We start from the raw sequence: 18,494 nt of genomic DNA, 5'->3' as shown, positions 1-18,494 counted from the left end.
GATTGCCGGACCGGTCAGGCCGTGTGGCGATCCGGGGACTGCTCCGGGGCGGGAGCCTCGACCCGCTCGGATGTGATCGGCTTCGCCGGTTGCGGCGCGTCGGCCGAAGACCCGGAAGAATCCGACTGCATCTCCTTGATCTCCGACTTGAAGATCCGCATCGACTTACCGAGCGACCGGGCCGCATCCGGCAGCTTCTTGGCGCCGAAAAGCAGCACGAACACCGCGATGACAATGATCCAGTGCCAGGGTTGTAGACCACCCAATTTGGTTACCTCCAGACGTCTGTGCTGAGTCTACGCGCGTGTGTCGTCGGCGTCGTCGGCGTGCGGCACCACCGCGTCGTAGACGCGCAGAGCCTCACCGGCAGATTCCTGCACCCGCTGGGCGAGGTCGGGCGGGTCCAACACCCGCACGGCCGAACCGAATCCGAGCAGGAAGCGGGCCATCCACTCAGGCGAGGCGTACGTCATCACTGCCTCACACGCCCCGTCGGGCAATTCATTGACCACCCGCAACGGGTAGTAGTCGAACATCCACGAGGCGGAGCAGTCGATCAGCAGGGTGGCCGACGGCAATGACGGGTCGGCGGTGTCGGGATCGAACAGCGAGGTGTCGGTGCCGGCCTGCACCGCCGGCGACGGTGGCGCCGACGGATCGGCGAGACGCTCGGCCGCGACAATCCGGTCGAACCGGAACATCCGGACTGCCTCGGCGGTCCGACACCACGCCTCCAGATAACTGTTGTCACCGATCAGCACCACGCGGATCGGGTCCACCGTGCGGGTCGTGAGCGAGTCACGCGACGCCGAGTAGTACTCCAGGGTCAGCGCGCGGGCGTCACGCACGGCAGCGCGAACCGCCGCGGCCGCCCCGTTTTCCTGGGGCACGCTCTCCCCGGAACCGGATTCCTCGAGGGCCGCGCGCTGGGTGCCCGCCGCGGATTCGATCTTGGCGATGGCGCTGCGTGCGGCCTCCGGATCCACCATCCCTGGAACGTCGACCAGCGACCGCAACGCCACCAGGATGCCGGTGGCTTCCGTGGATGTCAGGCGCAGCGGGCGGTCGACGCCCGCGCTGAACGTGACTTCGACTGTGTCGCCTTCGAAGTCGAAGTCGATCAGATCGCCGGGACTGTAGCCGGGGAGCCCGCACATCCAGAGCTGCTCGAGATCGGAATCAAGCTGTTTGCGGGTAACCCCCAGTGCGGCCGCTGCTTCGTCACGGGTCACCTTCGGGTTGGCCTGGAAATACGGCACCATGTTGAGCATCCGGACCAGCCGGGTCGAGACCTGGCTCATGCGCGATCCGCCTCCGGCTCCTCGCTGACCCTCATGCGCCGATCCGCCTCCGGCTCCTCGCTGACCCTCATGCGCCGATCCGCCTCCGGCTCCTCGCTGACCCTCATGCGCCGATCCGCCTCCGGCTCCTCGCTGACCCTCATGCCTGCGCCACCTGCGCCCGCAACCTGCTCACCACATCCTCACGCAACGCCAGTGGTTCCAGCGCCACGGCATCGACGCCGTAGCTGGCGATCTCACGGGCCAGCCGGTCCGACATTCCGATGTCGACGGTGATCTCCTCCCCTGCGCGCCCGCCCAGCGTGCGCGGCACGGTCTCGATGGCCTGACGGCGCAGCGCGGTGGCACGTCCGCCGGCGATCCACACCCTGGCCTGCTCCCCCGTCGGCTGTTCGGCGACCGCGCGGGCGACGATGTCGCGCAGGTTCACCCCCACGGGCTTGGCCACTGCCCCGGCCGGCCCCTCGGTGCTCACGTCGGGATCGATGCGGGATAGACGGAAAGTACGGGTGTCGTCGCGGTCCCGGTCATGCCCCACCAGGTACCACCGGCCGCGATGGGTCACGACGCCCCAGGGCTCGACGTTGCGGCTCGTGTGTTCGGCGTTGCGCGAGGCGCGGTGCCGGAACCGCACCGCATGCCCGGAGTCGATCGCCGCCAACAGGATTCGCAATACCTCTTCAGAACCGCGCAGCCCGGGCAGCGTCGCAGTCGACGCAATGGCGACACCGACCCCGTCGGCATCGACGTCCACACCGGCGGCACGCAGCTTCAGCAGCGCCCCCTGCGTCGCGGTGATCAACTCGGGCGACTGCCACAGCTGCGTGGCCACTGCGACCGCCGCCACCTCATCACCTGTCAGTTGGACCGCGGGCAGCGCATACTCGTCGCGGTTGATGCGGTAGCCCTCGGTCGAGTCGAACTTCGAGACGCGCCCCGTCTCCAACGGGATCCCGAGGTCGCGCAGTTCGTTCTTGTCGCGCTCGAACATGCGGGAGAACGCCTCATCGGTGGGACTGTCCTCGTAGCCCTGAACGATGTTGCGGACCTTGTCGGCAGGCAGGAAGCGATCGCTGGACAACAAGGCGATGACAAGATTTATCAACCGCTCGACTTTGGATACCGCCACGGGATGAAAGCTTAAAGCTCACATGCTGGCGATCAGGCGCTTGACCCGCTCATCGACCGATCGGAACGGATCCTTGCACAGCACGGTGCGCTGAGCCTGGTCGTTGAGCTTGAGGTGCACCCAGTCCACGGTGAAGTCCCGTCCGGCTTCCTGTGCCGCACTGATGAACTCGCCACGCAGCTTGGCTCGGGTGGTCTGCGGCGGGGTGTTGACCGCGGCGTCGATCTCCTCGTCGGTGGTGATCCGGGACGCCAGTCCCTTCCGCTGCAACAGGTCGAACACCCCACGACCGCGCTTGATGTCGTGGTAGGCGAGGTCGAGCTGGCTGATCTTGGGGTCGGACAGTTCCATGTTGTAGCGATCCTGGTAGCGCTGGAACAGCTTGCGCTTGATCACCCAGTCGATCTCGGTGTCGACCTTCGCGAAGTCCTGGCTCTCGACCGCGTCGAGTTGGCGGCCCCACAGATCGACCACCTGCTCGATCTGAGTGCTGGGCTCGCGGGTCTGCAGGTACTCCACGGCGCGGCTGTAGTACTCCCGCTGGATGTCCAGGGCGCTGGCTTGCCGCCCGCCGGCCAGCCGCACCGGACGACGACCGGTCAGGTCGTGGCTGACCTCGCGGATGGCCCGGATCGGGTTGTCCAGGGAGAAATCCCGGAACGGGACGCCGGCCTCGATCATCTCCAGCACCAGCGAGGCGGTGCCCACCTTGAGCATGGTGGTGGCCTCGCACATGTTGGAGTCGCCGACGATGACATGCAGCCGGCGGTACTTCTCGGCGTCGGCGTGCGGCTCGTCGCGGGTGTTGATGATCGGCCGGGAGCGCGTCGTCGCGCTGGAGACGCCCTCCCAGATGTGCTCGGCGCGCTGGCTCAGGCAGAAGGTGGCGGCCTTGGGTGTCTGCAACACCTTGCCCGCACCGCAGATGAGCTGGCGGGTGACCAGGAACGGCAGCAGCACGTCGGAGATCCGGGAGAACTCACCGGCCCGCACGATCAGGTAATTCTCGTGGCAGCCGTAGGAGTTGCCCGCCGAGTCGGTGTTGTTCTTGAACAGGTAGATGTCGCCGCCGATGCCCTCGTCGGCCAGGCGCTGCTCGGCGTCGATCAGCAGATCCTCCAGCACACGCTCACCGGCGCGGTCGTGGGTGACCAGCTGCGTCAGGTTGTCACACTCGGCGGTCGCGTACTCGGGGTGGCTACCCACGTCGAGATACAACCGGGCGCCGTTTCGAAGGAAGACGTTGGAACTGCGGCCCCACGACACGACCCGCCGGAACAGATAGCGGGCAACCTCGTCGGGGCTGAGCCGGCGATGGCCATGGAACGTGCAGGTCACACCGAATTCCGTCTCGATGCCCATGATTCGTCGCTGCACGCTAACGAGCTTACGGGGTGGTTCACAGTAACGGTGGGCAAGCACCGTCATTGTGTTCGTGGCGCCACCGATCTGGGACTTTTGGCCCTGGTCACTCCAAGTCACGGGAAGATGGTCGGAAAGGAGTCCGCGCAAAGGAGTGGTGATGACCCGCTACGAACTGCCCGATGTTGCCGACCTGATCCGCCTTGGCGAGCCCCATGAGAACGCCATCACGGTCTATGCGGAAACCGCACCGGGACCGGACGAGCGGGACAAGAGCGTGCTCACGGCGAAGAGCGCGGTGGACCGGGCACTGCGCACCATCCGCGAGTCCGGGGCGCGCCACGCCGTGGAGGAACAGCTGCGATCACGGTGGAACGAGATCGCCGAATCGGAACTGTGGCTGAGCCTGTCCCGTTCGGTGGCCATCTTCATCGCCGACGACTTCCATGAGGTCTACGTCCTGCCCAACGCCCTGGAGAGCCAGCTGCAGGTGGGCAGCTACTTTGACATCGGCCAGCTGGTCCGGGCGGTCACCACACCGCAGGAGGCGTATGCGCTGACGCTGTCCGCGGACGGTTGGAACCTGTGGCAGGCGACCGCCAGCACGCGAGCCGAGGAGTTGGAGCTCACCGGCGAGTACGCGGTCGACGTCGCCGACGCGACCAACCGCGCGACGGTGCGCGACCGGGGGCACGTCCGGCGCCTGGTCGGTGACGAGGGCAAGAAGCTGTTGCTGGAGCAGTACGCCAAGCGGGTCGCCGATGCGGTGGACGACGAACTGGGACAGCTCGATCCGTCGTCGACGCGGCCGCTGTACCTGTTCGCGACCGACCCGCTGCTCGACATGTATCGCGGCCTCGACCACAAACGCCAGATCGTGGCGGTGCCCGGTGCGGCGGACCAGCTGCGGCCCGATCAGATCGACGGCGCCATCCGTGAGTCGCTGCCCGCCCTGAACGCCGAGCAGGCCAGCGCCTGGGTCGACGAGTTGGGCAACGACATCAGCAAGGGACTGGTGGCCACCGATCTAGGCGATATCACCCGGGCCGCGTCGGCCGGGGCGGTGGACACGCTGGTGTACAACTTCACCGTCGATGTGGTGGGCCGGATCGAAGCGGCCACCGGAGCGTTGCACTACGACGATTCCGGCTACGACGTCCTGTCCCGAGTCGCTGTGACGGTACTCGACAACGGCGGCGCGGCCTACGCCGTCCGGCCCGACGAGATCACCGCCGGCATCTGGAACCAGACTGCGGTCGCCAAGCTACGTTTCCCCCTGAGCTGACGACGCCGGCCCGTGCAGTGACCCGGCGGGTGCACCGAGGATGCGTTCGAAAGCCTGCAGGTAGGCACCCACCACCTTTTGCGCATTCGGCCCGCTGATGTCGGAACCCACGGCGCCGTCTGCCGCGATGGCGTCGATGAACGCATCGGCCAGATGGAGCCCCATGCCGGTGATGATGCCTGCGGCCTCGTGCGGGTAGTCCGTGTGGAAGACGCCTTCGTCGCACCCCTGGCGGATGATCGACTCCAACATGGGTGCGGTGGTGTGCATCGAGCCCTGGGTCATCTTCTGCCGCAACAGCGCATTGTTCTCGTCGTGCCACAACCGGATCAGCGTCGCCACCTCTGTGGCACTCTCCGACTTCCAGGCCCGCGACGCATCGAAGTAGGCGTGCATCTTGTCGAGTGCACTGCGGTCCGGGTCCTCGACGATGCCGGCCAACCGGGCGGTGGCGGTCTCGCCCATCTGCTCGATGACCCCCTCGAGCAATGCCCGCTTCGAGCGGAAATAGTGGTACAGCGCGCCTTTCGAGATCTGCAGTTCGGCCAGCAGATCCTCGATGGTCATGGCCTCGTAGCCCTTGTCGTGCATCAGCTGCAGGGCGGCATCGAGGATCTCCCGACGCCGGGCGGCGTATTCGGCGGGGTTCACCTGGCGTGCCACGCATCCTCCATTGACGTTGGGCGCAGTCCGAGCCTAGCCTAAAAATAGACCGCCGGTCGGTTTATCAATCAGGAGCCGCACATGCCGCAATCCACACCGCAGGCCCGGCAGCGCACCCGCGCGTTCGCCCGGGTCCTCGGACCGTTCGTCGCCGTCGCCACCTTGATCATCGCGATCCGGCTGCCCACCCTGCAGGACCTGCTCAGCGACCTGTTCACCAGCGGCACCCTGCCCTGGATCCTGGGCGCCGCCATGTTGTTGATGGGACTGGTCGTCATCGCCTTCCACCAGTACTGGTACAGCGTGACGGCGGTGCTGATCTCCCTGTTCGGCTGGTTCGTCGCACTGCGCGGAGCCGCCATGATGGCCATCCCGTCGGCCATCGAATCCGGCGCCGACGCCACCGTGACCAGCCCCGGGCTACTGATCGCCGCGCGGTGCTTCTTCCTACTACTCACCGCGATGGGGTTGTGGTTCACCTACGTCGGCTGGCGCCCCGAGAGCGCCGACGGCCGGTGAGCCGGCCGGACTCTTCAGTCCGTCCAGCACGAATCCCAGGTGGCGCCGCCATACGGCGTCGTCACCGTTGGCCATCGCGATCACCTTCGACATGGCCCACATCAACGTGGCCAGGTCATCGGCACCGAAGTCGGCGCGCAGCACACCGGCACCCCTGGCCCGGCCCACCACAGCTTCGAGAAGCCCACCGGCGCGGCCACATTCGCCCGCGACGTCGACAGCACCTACCGGATTTCTGGCCACCGCCTCGTTGATGCTGCGGTCGGACGCCTGCATCGTGAACAGTCCGTCGAGGAATACGGCGAATCCCCGCCACGGGTCGGCGTCGTCGAGCGCCTGCCGCGCCAACCGGTCGATGACGGCCAACCGGTCGGACAGCACCACATCCAGGAGTGCCCCGCGATTCGGGAAGTGGTTGTAGAGCGTGCCGATGCTGACGCCGGCCGCACGGGCGATCTCGTCGAGGGGGACGTCGACGCCCCGTTCGGTGAAGAGCTCGGCGGCCGCAGCCACCAAACGGTCCCGATTGCGGATCGCATCTGCGCGCATCGCCGACATGCCGTCAGCATAGCGAAGTTGAGGGGGCACTCAACTTATGCTAATAAGTTGAGTATGACCTCAACTTATACCTCCCCGGTCCTGGCGGTACTCGGCGTCGGACCCGGCCTCGGGTTGTCGATTGCTCAGCGATTCGGTGCCGCCGGACACCGCGTGGCCCTGATCTCGCGGTCCCCCGCGCGCCATCCCGACTACCTGGAAGCCCTGACCGGCAACGGCGTCGAGGCCGCCGCCTACGTGGCCGATGCGAACGATCCGGAACAACTCACGGCGACATTGGGTGCGGTGCGCGAGCGTTTCGGACGCATCGACGTCGGCTACTACGGGCCGGCCGCATTCGAAACGGCACCCACCGAAGACATCGCCGATCTCGATGCCAGCGGCGCCCGGGCGGCGCTGAACAGCGTGGTGCCCGCAGTCGACTTCGCGAGTCAGCTCCTGCCCGAGATGCGTGAACGCGGCAGCGGCGGGTTGTTGTTCGCCGGCGGGCTGAGCAGCGTGGTACCGATGCCCCCACTCGGTGGCCTGGCACTCGCGGCAGCGGCATTACGCAACTATGCGATCACCCTGCACGCCGCCCTCCGCCCCGTCGGCGTCTATGCCGGCACCATCACCATCGGCGGACTCATCGAGCGCGGTGACATTCACCGGGCGATGGCGGGTGACGCCGAGCTGCCGACGATAAATCCCGACGAACTGGCAGAACAGGCGTGGGGTCTTTACCGCGACGGCACCGAGGCCGAAGCGGTGATCAACCTACTTTCCTGACTTCTTCGGCTTCTCCGACGGCTCTTCAGCAGCCGGCTTGTCCGAAACAGCCTCGGGCAGAAGCGCTTCCAGCGCAGCACCGGTGATCCGACGGAAGCACCGACGCGGCCGGGTCGCATCGAGAACGGCCACCTCGAGCGTCGCGGGACCGAGCGTCCGAGGCTCAGAGCCATTGCCACTCGCGCTCAGCGCCTTCACGGCGATCTTGACCGCTGCACCCAGGTCGGCGTTCTCCGCGTACGACTCGTTCAATGCGGTGATGATCGGCTCGGTGGTCCCGCCCATCACCACGAAATGCGGCTCGTCGGCGATCGATCCGTCATACGTGATCCGGTACAGCTCAGGGGCTTTCGTCTCGCCGTAGTGCGCCACCTCGGCCACGCACAGCTCGACCTCGTAGGGCTTGGCCTGCTCGGTGAAGATGGTGCCGAGCGTCTGCGCGTAGACGTTGGCCAGCTGACGGCCGGTGACGTCGCGGCGATCGTAGGCGTACCCCCGGGTGTCGGCGAACTGGATCCCGCCGCGCCGCAGGTTGTCGAACTCGTTGAATCGCCCGACGGCGGCGAAGCCGACCCGGTCATAGAGCTCGCTGACCTTCTGCAGCGACCGCGACGGGTTCTCCGCCACGAACAGCACACCGCTGTCGTACGCCAGCGCGACGACGCTGCGTCCGCGGGCGATGCCCTTGCGCGCCAGTTCGGAGCGCTCACGCATCGCCTGCTCAGGCGAGATGAAGTACGGGAAGCTCATTTACCCCTCACCGCCCGTCCGGGTCCGGCGCGCGATGACCTCGCGGGCCAGCTCGGCGATGCGTTCCTCGGTGATCTCCACGGCACCCTCGGCACCGATGGTCACCGCGGTCGGATAGATCCCGCGCACCAGATCGGGCCCGCCGGTGGCGGAGTCGTCGTCGGCCGCGTCGTACAGCGCCTCGATAGCCACCTGGAGCGCCGAATCCGCATCCACCACACCGGGATAGAGCTTCTTGATCGATGACTTGGCGAAGATGGACCCGGACCCCACGGACTGGTAGCCCTCTTCTTCGATGTTCCAGCCACCTGCGGCGTCGAAGGACACGATCTGGCCGGCGTTCTCGGCGTCGGCCGCGTCGATGTCGTATCCGACCAGCAACGGCAGGGCCACGAAACCCTGCAGTGCCGCACCGAGATTGCCGCGCACCATGATGGCGAGGCGGTTGACCTTGCCGCGGAACGTCAGGGCGACGCCTTCGAGCTTCTCGTAGTGCTCGAGTTCCACCGCATAGAGCCGGGCGAACTCCACGGCGATGGCCGCGGTGCCCGCAATGCCCGTCGCGGTGTAGTCGTCGGTGATGTACACCTTCTGCACGTCACGGCCGGCGATCATGTTGCCCTGGGTCGAGCGGCGGTCACCGGCGATCAGCACCCCTCCGGGGTATTTGATCGCGACGATGGTGGTCCCGTGCGGCACCGCGTTGGTGGGGTTGATGACGCCGTCTGCGACACGGTTGACCGGCAACAGTTCGGGAGCCTGCCGACGCAGCAGTTCAGAGAAAGACGACAGGTCCATGGCTACAGATTGGGTACCGGAGAGAGTGGGTCGGGAAAGAGACAGGTTTTCGTGCCAGGTCACTGGCCGCCCTTTTGGACGTATGCGCGCACGAAGTCTTCTGCGTTCTCTTCCAGCACATCGTCGATCTCGTCGAGCAGATCGTCGGTGTCTTCAGCCAGCTTCTCGCGACGCTCCTGGCCGGCAGCGGATGCACCCGGGAGGTCGTCATCCTCGCCGCCGCCACCGCCACGCTTGGTCTGCTCTTGAGCCATCGCTGCCTCCTGCAATTGTCATCGGCTGGGCTAACCGCCCAACCGGTTCTTCCACAGTACCGGTCGGCACCCCGATTGCCGGGGATAGCTCACCGGTCCAGATGGTCAGTTCGTGAGTTGATCGACGAGTTCGGCCGCGCTGTCCACGGAATCCAGCAGAGCGCCGACATGCGCCTTGCTCCCCCGCAGCGGCTCCAGCGTCGGAATCCGGACGAGCGAATCGCCGCCGAGATCGAAAATCACCGAGTCCCAGCTCGCCGCGGCGATGTCCGCACCGAATCGGCGCAGGCATTCGCCCCGGAAGTAGGCGCGGGTGTCGGTCGGAGGGTTGTCGACGGCATCCAGCACCTGCTGCTCGGTGACCAGGCGTTTCATCGAACCGCGGGCAACCAACCGGTTGTACAGGCCCTTGTCCAGGCGGACATCGGAGTACTGCAGATCGACCAGGTGCAGCCGCGGCGCCGACCAGGCCAGGTTCTCGCGGTTTCGGAAGCCCTCCAGCAACCGCAGCTTGGCCGGCCAGTCCAGGATCTCGGCGCATTCCATCGGGTCGCGCTCGAGCAGGTCCAGCACGTGGGCCCACGTCTCCACGACATGCGCGGCCCGTGGGTCCGGGTCCCGGCTGTCCACCAGCTTGGCCACCCGGTCCAGGTAGACCCGCTGCAGTGCCAATGCGGTCATCTCCCGGCCGTCGGCCAGCGCCACTGTGGCCCGCAGCGACGGGTCACGACTGATCACGTGCACGGCGTGCACCGGACGGGCCAGCGCGAGATCGGACAGGTCGAGCCCGAACTGCGGGCCCTCCTCGATCAGGTCGAGCACCAGGGAGCTGGTGCCGACCTTCAGATAGGTCGACGTCTCGGCCAGGTTGGCGTCACCGATGATGACGTGCAGCCGGCGGTACTTGTCGGCGTCGGCGTGCGGCTCGTCGCGGGTGTTGATAATGCCGCGCTTGAGCGTCGTCTCCAGCCCGACCTCGACCTCGATGTAATCGGCCCGCTGGGACAACTGGAAGCCGGGATCGTCCCCCGAGGGCCCGATACCGACACGGCCCGAGCCGGTCACCACCTGCCGTGACACCAGGAACGGCGTGAACCCCGCGATCACCGCGGAAAACGGGGTCTGGCGGCTCATCAGGTAGTTCTCGTGCGACCCGTACGAGGCGCCCTTGCCGTCCACGTTGTTCTTGTACAGCTGCAGCTTGACCGCGCCGGGCACGCTGGCCACGTGGCGGGCGGCGGCCTCCATCACCCGCTCACCGGCCTTGTCCCAGATCACCGCGTCCATCGGATCGGTGCACTCGGGCGCCGAGTACTCCGGGTGGGCATGGTCCACGTACAGCCGGGCACCGTTGGTGAGGATCATGTTCGCCGCGCCGACCTCGTCGGCGTCGACGATGGGAGCCGGTCCCGAGGCCCGGGACAGGTCGAATCCGCGGGCGTCGCGCAATGGCGATTCGACCTCGTAGTCCCACCGCGTGCGCTTGCCGCGCTGGATCCCGGCGGCCGCCGCGTACGCCAGCACCGCCTGAGTCGAGGTCAGGATCGGATTGGCAGTCGGATCGGACGGCGAGGAGATGCCGTATTCGACCTCTGTTCCGATGATCCGTTGCATGGGGCCAGCCTAGGTGACGGCTTGTGCGCCCCGAGCCGCCAGGTATTCGGGCCGTGGCCGCTTGGCCGCGAACGGGTCGGTCAGCGCGTTGTCCACCGAGTTGAACACCAGGAACACGTTCGAGCGCGGCAGGGGCGTGATGTTGGACCCCGAGCCGTGCAGCAGATTCGCGTCGAACCACAGCGCGGTGCCGGGCGGACCGGTGAACTGGTGGATGTCGTGCTCGTCGACGGCCTTGGTCAGCGTCGTCTGATCTGGCACGCCGATGTTCTGGGCGACCAGCGACGTGTCGTGATTGTCGTCAGGCGTGGCGCCGACGCAGGGATAGAACGTCTGGTGCGATCCGGGGATCACCATCAGCGACCCGTTGTACGGGTAGTTCTCGGTCAGAGCGATCGAGCACGAAACCGCGCGGATCTCCGGCATGCCGTCCTCGGCATGCCAGGTCTCGAAGTCCGAATGCCAGTAGAACCCGGTCCCGGTGAACCCGGGCATGAGGTTGATCCTGGCCTGATGGATGTAGACGTCGCCGCCCAGCAGTTGCTGCGCGACCGGCAACACCGTGTCGAGCCGGACCACCTGGGCGACCAGGTCGCTCAGCAGATGCGGTTCGAAGATCGACCGGATCGTGCCACCCGGCTCCCGGATCACCCGCGGATCATCGGCATCCAGATCCGCTGCGATCCGGTCTAATTCGTGCCGGAGCAGCGGGAGCCAGTCATCCGACACGGTCTCCGGTGCCACCAGGTACCCGTACTCCGAGAAGCCGTCCAGGTGGGGCTGGCTGAGCGGGCCGTCCGCTGCGCCACCCCACACCACAGGCTCGTGCCGCGGTATCGGCTCGATGGCGTGGTCGAGCCGGGTCGGGTAGCGATCCTCGACCGCGACCATGATGTCCTCAGCGTCTGGCTGTGCCGTCATGCGACCGACTGCGGCGCCGGGTATACGCCGTTCTCGTCGTGCACCTCCCGCCCGGTCACCGGCGGGTTGAACACGCACAGCATGCGCAATTGCTCATCGCACGTGACTCGATGGCGGTCATTGTTGTTGAGCAGGTACATGGTTCCGTCGGCGAGCGGGTACTGCTGCCCGGTCTCGAGGTCCGTCAGCGTGCCGGTGCCCTCGATCACCCAGACCGCCTCGACGTGATGCTGATAGTGGAACTCATTGACCGATCCGGCCTCGATGGTGGTCTCGTGGAACGAGAAACCGACACCGTCACCCGCCAGGATGATGCGCTTGGAGCGCCAGGTGCCGTCGGCCACGTCCCGGTCGGTCCCGGTGATCTCAGTGGTGGTGCGAACAATCATGTCTCAAGCCTCCTCAGGCGAGCGCGACGGCGACAGACTCGGCGAGAACGTCGAGCCCCTCGGACAATTCGGTTGCAAGTGCGGTCAACGGCGGCAGCAGTTTGACCACCTCGTCGGACGGGCCACTGGTCTCCATCAGCGCACCGCGGTCGAAGGCGGCCCGGCATACCTGTCCGGCCAGGTGCGCCTCTTCGAACTTGAGGCCCTGGGCCATGCCGCGACCGCGGGCGGTCACTCCGTCGTGGGCCGCGGCGATCTCCTCCAGACGCGACCTGATCAGCTCACCCTTGACGGTCGTATCGGCGCTGAATTGGTCGTCCTGCCAATAGGTCTCGATTGCCGCCGTGGCGGTGATGAAGGCGGGATTGTGGCCACGGAACGTGCCGTTGTGCTCCCCCGGTGTCCACACGTCGAGGTCGCGGCGGAACAGGGTGAGCGCCATCGGCAGGCCGTAACCACTCACCGACTTCGATATCGTGACGATGTCGGGCACGATGCCCGCGGCCTCGAAGCTGAAGAACGGCCCCGTGCGGCCACAGCCCATCTGGACGTCATCGACGATCAACAAGATGTCGCGTTTGCGGCACAGGTCGGACAGCGCACGCAGCCATTCGATCCGCGCGACGTTGAGACCGCCTTCGCCCTGGACGGTTTCGACGATCACCGCGGCGGGCCGGTTGAGCCCGCTGCCTGAATCGTCGAGTACACGCTCGAACCACTGGAAGTCCTCGGTGACCCCGCCGAAGTAGTTGTCGTAGGGCATCGGGGTGGCATGAACCAGCGGAATTCCCGCTCCGGCCCGCTTCATCGAGTTGCCGGTGACCGACAGCGCACCCAGGGTCATACCGTGAAATGCGTTGGTGAAGCTGATAACCGACTCGCGCCCGGTCACCTTCCTGGCCAGCTTGAGCGCCGACTCGACCGAGTTGGCCCCGGTCGGCCCGGGGAACTGCACCTTGTAGTCGAGCCCGCGCGGCCGCAGGATGTGCTGCTCGAAGCTCTCCAGGAATCGCTGCTTGGCCGCGGTCGCGATGTCCAGCGAGTGCACAATGCCATCGGAGGCAAGGTATTCGAGCAGCGGCTGCTTGAGCGCCGGGTTGTTGTGGCCGTAGTTCAACGCCCCCGCACCGGCGAAGAAGTCGATGTAGGTACGCCCCGCGGTGTCGGTCACCCAGGAGCCGACGGCCCGGTCCATCACGGTGGGCCAGCTGCGGCAATAACTGCGCACCTCGGATTCCACCGAGCTGAAGACGTCGGGCAGGTCAGATTCGGTCAGGGGAGCTGTCGTTGCGAGCAGCAAGGAACAATCCTTCCAATTCGGATCAAAATGGTTATCAGATAACTGATTTCAGCGTGAAAGCGGTGTGGTGATCGGCCCCATCCGCAGGATGGGCTCATCCTCGTGCGCTCCGCCGGCGTCGAGCAGGTCGGACCCGAAGTGCGGGTCTTCGACCAGGGGGACGCCATGACGGCGCGCGAAGGCACCAAAGAATGCGCGTGACGCGGTATTGCCGGGGGCGACCGTGGCCTCCACGGTCACCGGACGCCCGTCACGCTGCGACCGCACCCGGTGGACGAGCGCGTCGAGCATGGTGCTGGCCAGCCCCCCGCCCTGCGCCGATGGCGCCACGGCCACCTGCCACACGAACAGGACATCGGGTCGCGGCGGCGGGTGGTAACCCGTGATGAATCCGTGCAGGTCACCGTCGCGTTCGGCCACTATTGACGTGGCAGCAAAATCAGTGGCCAGCAACAGATAGGCGTAGGTGGAATTCAGATCCAGCACCCCGGTAGCTTCCGCGAGGTCACGGATGCCAATCGCATCGGCACCCCGTGGTTGGCGCAGGAATTCTTCCCGGGAATGGCGTCCCGGGACGCTTTCTAAAACGTGCATATCGAGTTAAAAGTCACCACCGAACTTCTCAGCGATCATCGTCAGTTTCATGCCATCGGTGCCCTCGACGTAAGCACACCGCCCTGCCATGATCAAGCGCCGACACTCCTCCGGGCGCGCAGATCCGTCTGCGCAGACAGCTCTTGACCTGCATTAACTTCGACATTCGTCAATCTCAGAAAAGTGTTAGCACCGTTATCCAATCGTTACATTTGGGCGGGGGTACCAGCTCGTCGCCCGCGGCTCTCCCCACCCCGCCGCCCAGTCCGACGGGAACAGGCGAACCGAACGCGTCCGCAACCATTTTCCGACCACATTTCATTGGAAAAATTCCAATCGAAATTTAATAATCGCTGGTGCGGCGCAGGACAATGTCCCAGTCGAATAGTCTCGGGGGCTTTCCCTGCAATCGGCGAATCCGTGTTGGTCGCCATATCGCACTGTGGGCAACACCACGTGATCCGTAGCCCAGCACCACCCGCCCCCAACCGGTGCCGGTCACGACCAATACGGCCCCGGCGATGCCGGCACCGGTGACGGGATCGCCGGCGAGGGCGACACCGAGGATCGCGGCCCACAGCGGCTCGGTACCCACCAGAAGGCTGACCCTGGCCGGACTGGACGTGCTCAGCGCCCACAGTTGAACCAGGAACGCGAACACCGTGCACGCCAACGCCAGGTAGCCGACGAGGGCCCATTCGGCCGGTCCGTAGGCAGCTGTCGTCGCCACAACGGACTGCCCAGACGCCACGCACAGCGCCGAAGCCACCGCAGCAACCGTCACCAGCTGCACCAAAGTGGTTCGTGCTGAATCGATCCCGTGACCGTCAGAGAAGCGTGCCATGACGGTGACGTGGACCACCCGCAACAAAGCGGCCATCACCATCACGATGTCCCCGATGCTCGGGACGGTCAGGCCGCCGGATTGGGTGAGCAACCCGCAACCGATGACCGCCAGCATCGCCGCGAGATAGAAGCGGCGCCCCACCCGCTGGCGCTGCATCGCCGGGGTGGCCACGATGGTGAGCGCCATGATCAGCCCCGCGTTGGAGGCCGAGGTCATTGTCACGCCATATGTTTCGGCGACACAGACGGCAGCCAGCAGACCACCTCCGACCACACCCGAAACCACCTCGGTGCGGGTCAGACCCGGCAACCGCCGGCACAGGACCATGGCCAGAACCGTTGCCGCGACCGCGAACCGCACCAACAGAAGCACGAAAATTGTTTGTGCCGTGGCGATTTCCTTGGTGGCCAGGTAACTCGAACCCCACACCACCGCCACGGCAAGCAAACAGAGGTCGGTGCGACGGGTCATGCGGATCAGCGTGTCGCCTGGCCAATAGTTCAGTCAAGCTAATGTTTCTACTGATTATATGTAGTATTACTTCATGGATGCTGGCCGCCTGCGGATGCTGCGTGAACTCGCCGACCACGGCACCGTTGCCGCGGTGGCCCAGGTGCTCTCCATGACGCCCTCGGCGGTCTCACAGCAACTCAAGATCCTGCAACGCGAGGCCGGTGTACCGCTGATCGAACCCGAAGGCAGACGGGTACGTCTCACCGATGCCGGACAGGTCCTGGTGGGCCACGCCGACGCCGTGTTGGCGGCCCTGGACCGCGCCCGGAACGAGATGGACGCCTACCGCAGCACCCCCCGCGGCACGGTCAGTGTGTCGTTCTTCCCATCCGGTGCGGCAATGCTGTTGGCCCCGTTGGTCATCCGGGCGGCCGAGCGCGGGGTCCAGGTGCTCGGGCGCGACGTCGACGTGCCGGCGTCCCGGGCACCGGCACAACTGGCCGACTTCGATGTCGTTGTGGTCCACCGCGACGAGCGCGACCCCGCCTCCTGGGGCCCGCGCTTCGAAGCCGAAGAACTGTTACGCGAGCCGTTGGACGTCGTCGTGCCGGCCGGGCACTCCCTCGCCGGCAGGGGTCAGGTACGGCTGGCCGATCTGGCCGACGAACGCTGGATCGGGGTCGAGGGTGGTCTGATGGTCGACGACGTCCTCAACTCGATAGCGACCCTGTCCGGCGTCCAGCCACGAATCACGCAGCGGATAAACGACTTCCGCGTGGTCGAGGAGCTGGTACAGGCAGGCACCGGCATCGCCCTGATGCCCCGCTACGTGAGGCTGACCCGCGACCTGGTGCGGCTGACGATCACCGACATCCCGGTGGCCCGCCGGGTGGAGGCGGTCACCCGCGTTGGGGCGAACACCCGGCCCGCGGTGAATGCCGTGCTGGAAGACCTGCGCGCGATCGCGGCGGACATCAGCTCAACGGCCGGCTGACTTGACCGCAGGCGAGCCGGCCCGGGACTGACCCGGGCCGGCTCGGCCTGGCGGACCGCCCTCCCGAGACCTACAGGTACTGGCCCAGGTTCGACTCGGTGTCAATCGCCCGCGACGCACTCGAGCTCTTCCCGGTGACGAGCGTACGGATGTAGACGATCCGCTCGCCCTTCTTGCCCGAGATGCGGGCCCAGTCATCGGGATTGGTCGTGTTGGGCAGGTCCTCGTTCTCGGCGAACTCGTCGACGATCGAATCCAACAGGTGCTGGATGCGCAGACCGGGCTGACCGGTCTCCAGCACGCTCTTGATGGCGTTCTTCTTCGCCCGGTCGACGACGTTCTGGATCATGGCGCCGGAGTTGAAGTCCTTGAAGTACATGACTTCCTTGTCACCGTTGGCGTAGGTGACCTCCAGGAACCGGTTGTCGTCGATCTCGGCGTACATCCGGTCCACGACCTTCTCGATCATGGTCTTGATCGTCAGCGACCGGTCGCCACCGAACTCGGCGAGATCGTCGGCGTGCACCGGCAGCGCCTCGGTCAGGTACTTCGAGAAGATGTCCTGTGCCGACTCGGCATCGGGCCGCTCGATCTTGATCTTGACGTCCAGGCGGCCGGGCCGCAGGATCGCCGGGTCGATCATGTCCTCACGGTTGGAGGCGCCGATGACGATGACGTTCTCCAACCCCTCCACGCCGTCGATCTCCGAAAGCAGCTGCGGCACAACCGTTGTCTCGACATCCGAACTGACGCCGGTGCCGCGGGTACGGAAGATCGAGTCCATCTCGTCGAAGAACACGATCACCGGAGTGCCTTCGGAGGCTTTCTCGCGGGCACGCTGGAAGATCAGCCGGATGTGACGTTCGGTCTCACCGACGAACTTGTTCAGCAGCTCGGGGCCCTTGATGTTGAGGAAGTAGCTCTTCGCCTCGCGGGCGTCGTCGCCACGAACCTCGGCCATCTTCTTGGCCAGCGAGTTCGCCACGGCCTTGGCGATGAGCGTCTTGCCGCACCCGGGCGGACCGTAGAGCAGCACACCCTTCGGCGGCCGCAGCGAGTACTCCCGGTAGAGCTCCTTGTGCAGGAACGGCAGCTCCACGGCATCGCGGATCTGCTCGATCTGCCGGCCCAGACCACCGATGTCGTTGTAGCTGACGTCGGGCACCTCTTCGAGCACCAGGTCCTCGACCTCGGCCTTCGGAATCCGCTCGAAGGCGTATCCGGCCTTGGTGTCGACCAGCAGCGAATCGCCCGGACGCAGTTTGCGGGGCCGGTCGTCGTCCTGCCTGGCGTCGGGAAGGTCGGGCAGGTCCTCGGCCGCGACGAGCGGCTCGGCCAACCAGACAATGCGTTCCTCGTCGGCATGCCCGACCACCAGGGCCCGGTGTCCGTCGGCCAGGATCTCGCGCAACGTGCTGATCTCACCGACGGACTCGAAGTTGCCCGCCTCGACCACGGTGAGCGCCTCGTTGAGCCGTACCGTCTGGCCCTGCTTGAGCGAGGAGGTCTCGATGTTCGGCGAGCAGGTGAGTCGCATCTTGCGGCCGGAGGTGAACACGTCGACGGTGTCGTCGTCGTGGGTGCCGAGCAGCACGCCGTAGCCACTGGGCGGCTGGCCCAGCCGGTCCACCTCCTCGCGGAGGGCGAGCAGCTGCTGCCGGGCTTCCTTGAGGGTGTCCATGAGCTTGGCGTTGCGCGATGCGAGCGAGTCGATCCGGGCTTCAAGCTGGTGGACGTCACGGGCACTTCGCAGCCCACTCTGGGGCCCTACCGCATTCTCCAATTGCTCACGCAGAACCGCAGCCTCACGGCGCAGCGACTCGAGCTCGGCGGCATCATCGCTGGACATGGGTTGCGGGTGGCCCGCCGAGAAACTCTCGGCAGAGCCGTCCGAACGCTCTGACTCACTCATATTGCGCTCCCTCCCGCACCGTAAGTTGGTGCAGTAACAACTTCAACGCTACCGGCGATTCAGCCATTGTGTGCGCTCTAGGA

Annotated in this window: 20 protein-coding genes; 4 read left to right on the top strand and 16 right to left on the bottom strand. The window is 66.1% G+C overall.

Annotated features, from left to right (window positions below; translation table 11 throughout):
• Positions 1–14: 14 nt before the first annotated feature.
• The 4 genes from tatA to pafA all read right to left on the bottom strand — a co-directional run bounded on the left by tatA (position 15) and on the right by pafA (position 3,807).
• Complete coding sequence (tatA, locus tag AC4ELH_RS30360; RefSeq protein ID WP_055114862.1) at positions 15–266, bottom strand: Sec-independent protein translocase subunit TatA; 252 nt, start codon at positions 264–266, stop codon at positions 15–17.
• 30 nt (positions 267–296) lie between these two features.
• On the bottom strand, positions 297–1,301 hold the full coding sequence (locus tag AC4ELH_RS30355) for a helix-turn-helix transcriptional regulator (RefSeq protein ID WP_064887185.1): 1,005 nt from the start codon (positions 1,299–1,301) through the stop codon (positions 297–299).
• A gap of 139 nt (positions 1,302–1,440) precedes the next feature.
• Positions 1,441–2,430 carry a helix-turn-helix transcriptional regulator gene (locus AC4ELH_RS30350; protein WP_498888483.1) on the bottom strand — a complete coding sequence of 330 codons (990 nt, stop codon included), beginning with the start codon at positions 2,428–2,430 and terminating at the stop codon, positions 1,441–1,443.
• Positions 2,431–2,448: 18 nt separating this feature from the next.
• Positions 2,449–3,807 (bottom strand): Pup--protein ligase, encoded by a 1,359-nt coding sequence (gene pafA, locus AC4ELH_RS30345; protein WP_088304178.1) that lies wholly within the window; start codon positions 3,805–3,807, stop codon positions 2,449–2,451.
• Positions 3,808–3,952: 145 nt separating this feature from the next.
• On the opposite strand from pafA, the gene AC4ELH_RS30340 reads away from it, so the two are divergent.
• Positions 3,953–5,077 carry a baeRF11 domain-containing protein gene (locus AC4ELH_RS30340; RefSeq protein ID WP_498888481.1) on the top strand — a complete coding sequence of 375 codons (1,125 nt, stop codon included), beginning with the start codon at positions 3,953–3,955 and terminating at the stop codon, positions 5,075–5,077.
• Here AC4ELH_RS30340 and AC4ELH_RS30335 read toward each other — a convergent pair.
• Positions 5,057–5,740 carry a TetR/AcrR family transcriptional regulator gene (locus AC4ELH_RS30335; RefSeq protein ID WP_064887183.1) on the bottom strand — a complete coding sequence of 228 codons (684 nt, stop codon included), beginning with the start codon at positions 5,738–5,740 and terminating at the stop codon, positions 5,057–5,059. The two genes, AC4ELH_RS30340 and AC4ELH_RS30335, sit on opposite strands and share 21 nt — an antisense overlap.
• Positions 5,741–5,821: 81 nt before the next feature.
• Here AC4ELH_RS30335 and AC4ELH_RS30330 point away from each other — a divergent pair, with 81 nt between their 5' ends.
• Positions 5,822–6,259, top strand: a complete 438-nt coding sequence (locus AC4ELH_RS30330) for a hypothetical protein (protein ID WP_448443069.1) — start codon at positions 5,822–5,824, stop codon at positions 6,257–6,259.
• On the opposite strand, the gene AC4ELH_RS30325 is transcribed toward AC4ELH_RS30330, so the two are convergent.
• Positions 6,191–6,817 carry a TetR/AcrR family transcriptional regulator gene (locus AC4ELH_RS30325; RefSeq protein WP_498888478.1) on the bottom strand — a complete coding sequence of 209 codons (627 nt, stop codon included), beginning with the start codon at positions 6,815–6,817 and terminating at the stop codon, positions 6,191–6,193. The genes AC4ELH_RS30330 and AC4ELH_RS30325 overlap by 69 nt on opposite strands.
• Positions 6,818–6,871: 54 nt before the next feature.
• Between AC4ELH_RS30325 and AC4ELH_RS30320 the strand changes: the two genes are divergently transcribed.
• On the top strand, positions 6,872–7,585 hold the full coding sequence (locus AC4ELH_RS30320) for an SDR family NAD(P)-dependent oxidoreductase (protein ID WP_448443073.1): 714 nt from the start codon (positions 6,872–6,874) through the stop codon (positions 7,583–7,585).
• Here AC4ELH_RS30320 and prcA read toward each other — a convergent pair.
• From prcA to AC4ELH_RS30275, 9 genes are all read right to left on the bottom strand, one after another.
• A complete protein-coding gene (gene prcA / locus AC4ELH_RS30315; RefSeq protein ID WP_064887179.1) occupies positions 7,574–8,335 on the bottom strand; it encodes a proteasome subunit alpha in 762 nt (253 codons plus the stop codon). The two genes, AC4ELH_RS30320 and prcA, sit on opposite strands and share 12 nt — an antisense overlap.
• Complete coding sequence (gene prcB / locus AC4ELH_RS30310; RefSeq protein ID WP_064887178.1) at positions 8,336–9,133, bottom strand: proteasome subunit beta; 798 nt, start codon at positions 9,131–9,133, stop codon at positions 8,336–8,338.
• A 59-nt stretch (positions 9,134–9,192) separates the two neighbouring features.
• The gene (locus tag AC4ELH_RS30305) at positions 9,193–9,387 is read right to left on the bottom strand and encodes a ubiquitin-like protein Pup (protein WP_055114885.1); all 195 of its coding nucleotides are present in this window, start codon (positions 9,385–9,387) and stop codon (positions 9,193–9,195) included.
• Between the two features lie 105 nt (positions 9,388–9,492).
• Positions 9,493–11,001, bottom strand: coding sequence for a depupylase/deamidase Dop (gene dop, locus AC4ELH_RS30300; protein ID WP_064887177.1), 1,509 nt, complete (start codon positions 10,999–11,001; stop codon positions 9,493–9,495).
• 9 nt (positions 11,002–11,010) lie between these two features.
• On the bottom strand, positions 11,011–11,922 hold the full coding sequence (thpD, locus tag AC4ELH_RS30295) for an ectoine hydroxylase (protein ID WP_064887176.1): 912 nt from the start codon (positions 11,920–11,922) through the stop codon (positions 11,011–11,013).
• A complete protein-coding gene (locus tag AC4ELH_RS30290; protein ID WP_064887175.1) occupies positions 11,919–12,311 on the bottom strand; it encodes an ectoine synthase in 393 nt (130 codons plus the stop codon). The genes thpD and AC4ELH_RS30290 overlap by 4 nt, the downstream gene beginning before the upstream one ends.
• 13 nt (positions 12,312–12,324) lie before the next feature.
• Positions 12,325–13,611 carry a diaminobutyrate--2-oxoglutarate transaminase gene (ectB, locus tag AC4ELH_RS30285; RefSeq protein WP_498888473.1) on the bottom strand — a complete coding sequence of 429 codons (1,287 nt, stop codon included), beginning with the start codon at positions 13,609–13,611 and terminating at the stop codon, positions 12,325–12,327.
• A gap of 48 nt (positions 13,612–13,659) precedes the next feature.
• A complete protein-coding gene (ectA, locus tag AC4ELH_RS30280) occupies positions 13,660–14,205 on the bottom strand; it encodes a diaminobutyrate acetyltransferase (protein WP_064887173.1) in 546 nt (181 codons plus the stop codon).
• Positions 14,206–14,548: 343 nt separating this feature from the next.
• Positions 14,549–15,523, bottom strand: coding sequence for a DMT family transporter (locus tag AC4ELH_RS30275; protein WP_498888470.1), 975 nt, complete (start codon positions 15,521–15,523; stop codon positions 14,549–14,551).
• 73 nt (positions 15,524–15,596) lie between these two features.
• Between AC4ELH_RS30275 and AC4ELH_RS30270 the strand changes: the two genes are divergently transcribed.
• Complete coding sequence (locus AC4ELH_RS30270; RefSeq protein WP_448443083.1) at positions 15,597–16,499, top strand: LysR family transcriptional regulator; 903 nt, start codon at positions 15,597–15,599, stop codon at positions 16,497–16,499.
• Between the two features lie 70 nt (positions 16,500–16,569).
• On the opposite strand, the gene arc is transcribed toward AC4ELH_RS30270, so the two are convergent.
• Positions 16,570–18,411, bottom strand: coding sequence for a proteasome ATPase (gene arc / locus AC4ELH_RS30265; RefSeq protein WP_064887171.1), 1,842 nt, complete (start codon positions 18,409–18,411; stop codon positions 16,570–16,572).
• Between the last annotated feature and the right edge of the window lie 83 nt (positions 18,412–18,494).

Source organism: Mycobacterium shunyiense (assembly GCF_058270075.1).
This window is presented reverse-complemented; position numbering and strand designations above follow the sequence as displayed.

Coding starts and splice junctions, on each gene's coding strand:
- dop (WP_064887177.1), bottom strand. CDS start 11,001: ATGCAACGGATCATCGGAACAGAGGTCGAATACGGCATCTCCTCGCCG.
- thpD (WP_064887176.1), bottom strand. CDS start 11,922: ATGACGGCACAGCCAGACGCTGAGGACATCATGGTCGCGGTCGAGGAT.
- AC4ELH_RS30275 (WP_498888470.1), bottom strand. CDS start 15,523: ATGACCCGTCGCACCGACCTCTGTTTGCTTGCCGTGGCGGTGGTGTGG.
- AC4ELH_RS30325 (WP_498888478.1), bottom strand. CDS start 6,817: ATGTCGGCGATGCGCGCAGATGCGATCCGCAATCGGGACCGTTTGGTG.
- AC4ELH_RS30290 (WP_064887175.1), bottom strand. CDS start 12,311: ATGATTGTTCGCACCACCACTGAGATCACCGGGACCGACCGGGACGTG.
- prcA (WP_064887179.1), bottom strand. CDS start 8,335: ATGAGCTTCCCGTACTTCATCTCGCCTGAGCAGGCGATGCGTGAGCGC.
- AC4ELH_RS30305 (WP_055114885.1), bottom strand. CDS start 9,387: ATGGCTCAAGAGCAGACCAAGCGTGGCGGTGGCGGCGGCGAGGATGAC.
- AC4ELH_RS30340 (WP_498888481.1), top strand. CDS start 3,953: ATGACCCGCTACGAACTGCCCGATGTTGCCGACCTGATCCGCCTTGGC.
- ectA (WP_064887173.1), bottom strand. CDS start 14,205: ATGCACGTTTTAGAAAGCGTCCCGGGACGCCATTCCCGGGAAGAATTC.
- arc (WP_064887171.1), bottom strand. CDS start 18,411: ATGAGTGAGTCAGAGCGTTCGGACGGCTCTGCCGAGAGTTTCTCGGCG.
- AC4ELH_RS30270 (WP_448443083.1), top strand. CDS start 15,597: ATGGATGCTGGCCGCCTGCGGATGCTGCGTGAACTCGCCGACCACGGC.
- AC4ELH_RS30330 (WP_448443069.1), top strand. CDS start 5,822: ATGCCGCAATCCACACCGCAGGCCCGGCAGCGCACCCGCGCGTTCGCC.
- prcB (WP_064887178.1), bottom strand. CDS start 9,133: ATGGACCTGTCGTCTTTCTCTGAACTGCTGCGTCGGCAGGCTCCCGAA.
- AC4ELH_RS30355 (WP_064887185.1), bottom strand. CDS start 1,301: ATGAGCCAGGTCTCGACCCGGCTGGTCCGGATGCTCAACATGGTGCCG.
- AC4ELH_RS30320 (WP_448443073.1), top strand. CDS start 6,872: ATGACCTCAACTTATACCTCCCCGGTCCTGGCGGTACTCGGCGTCGGA.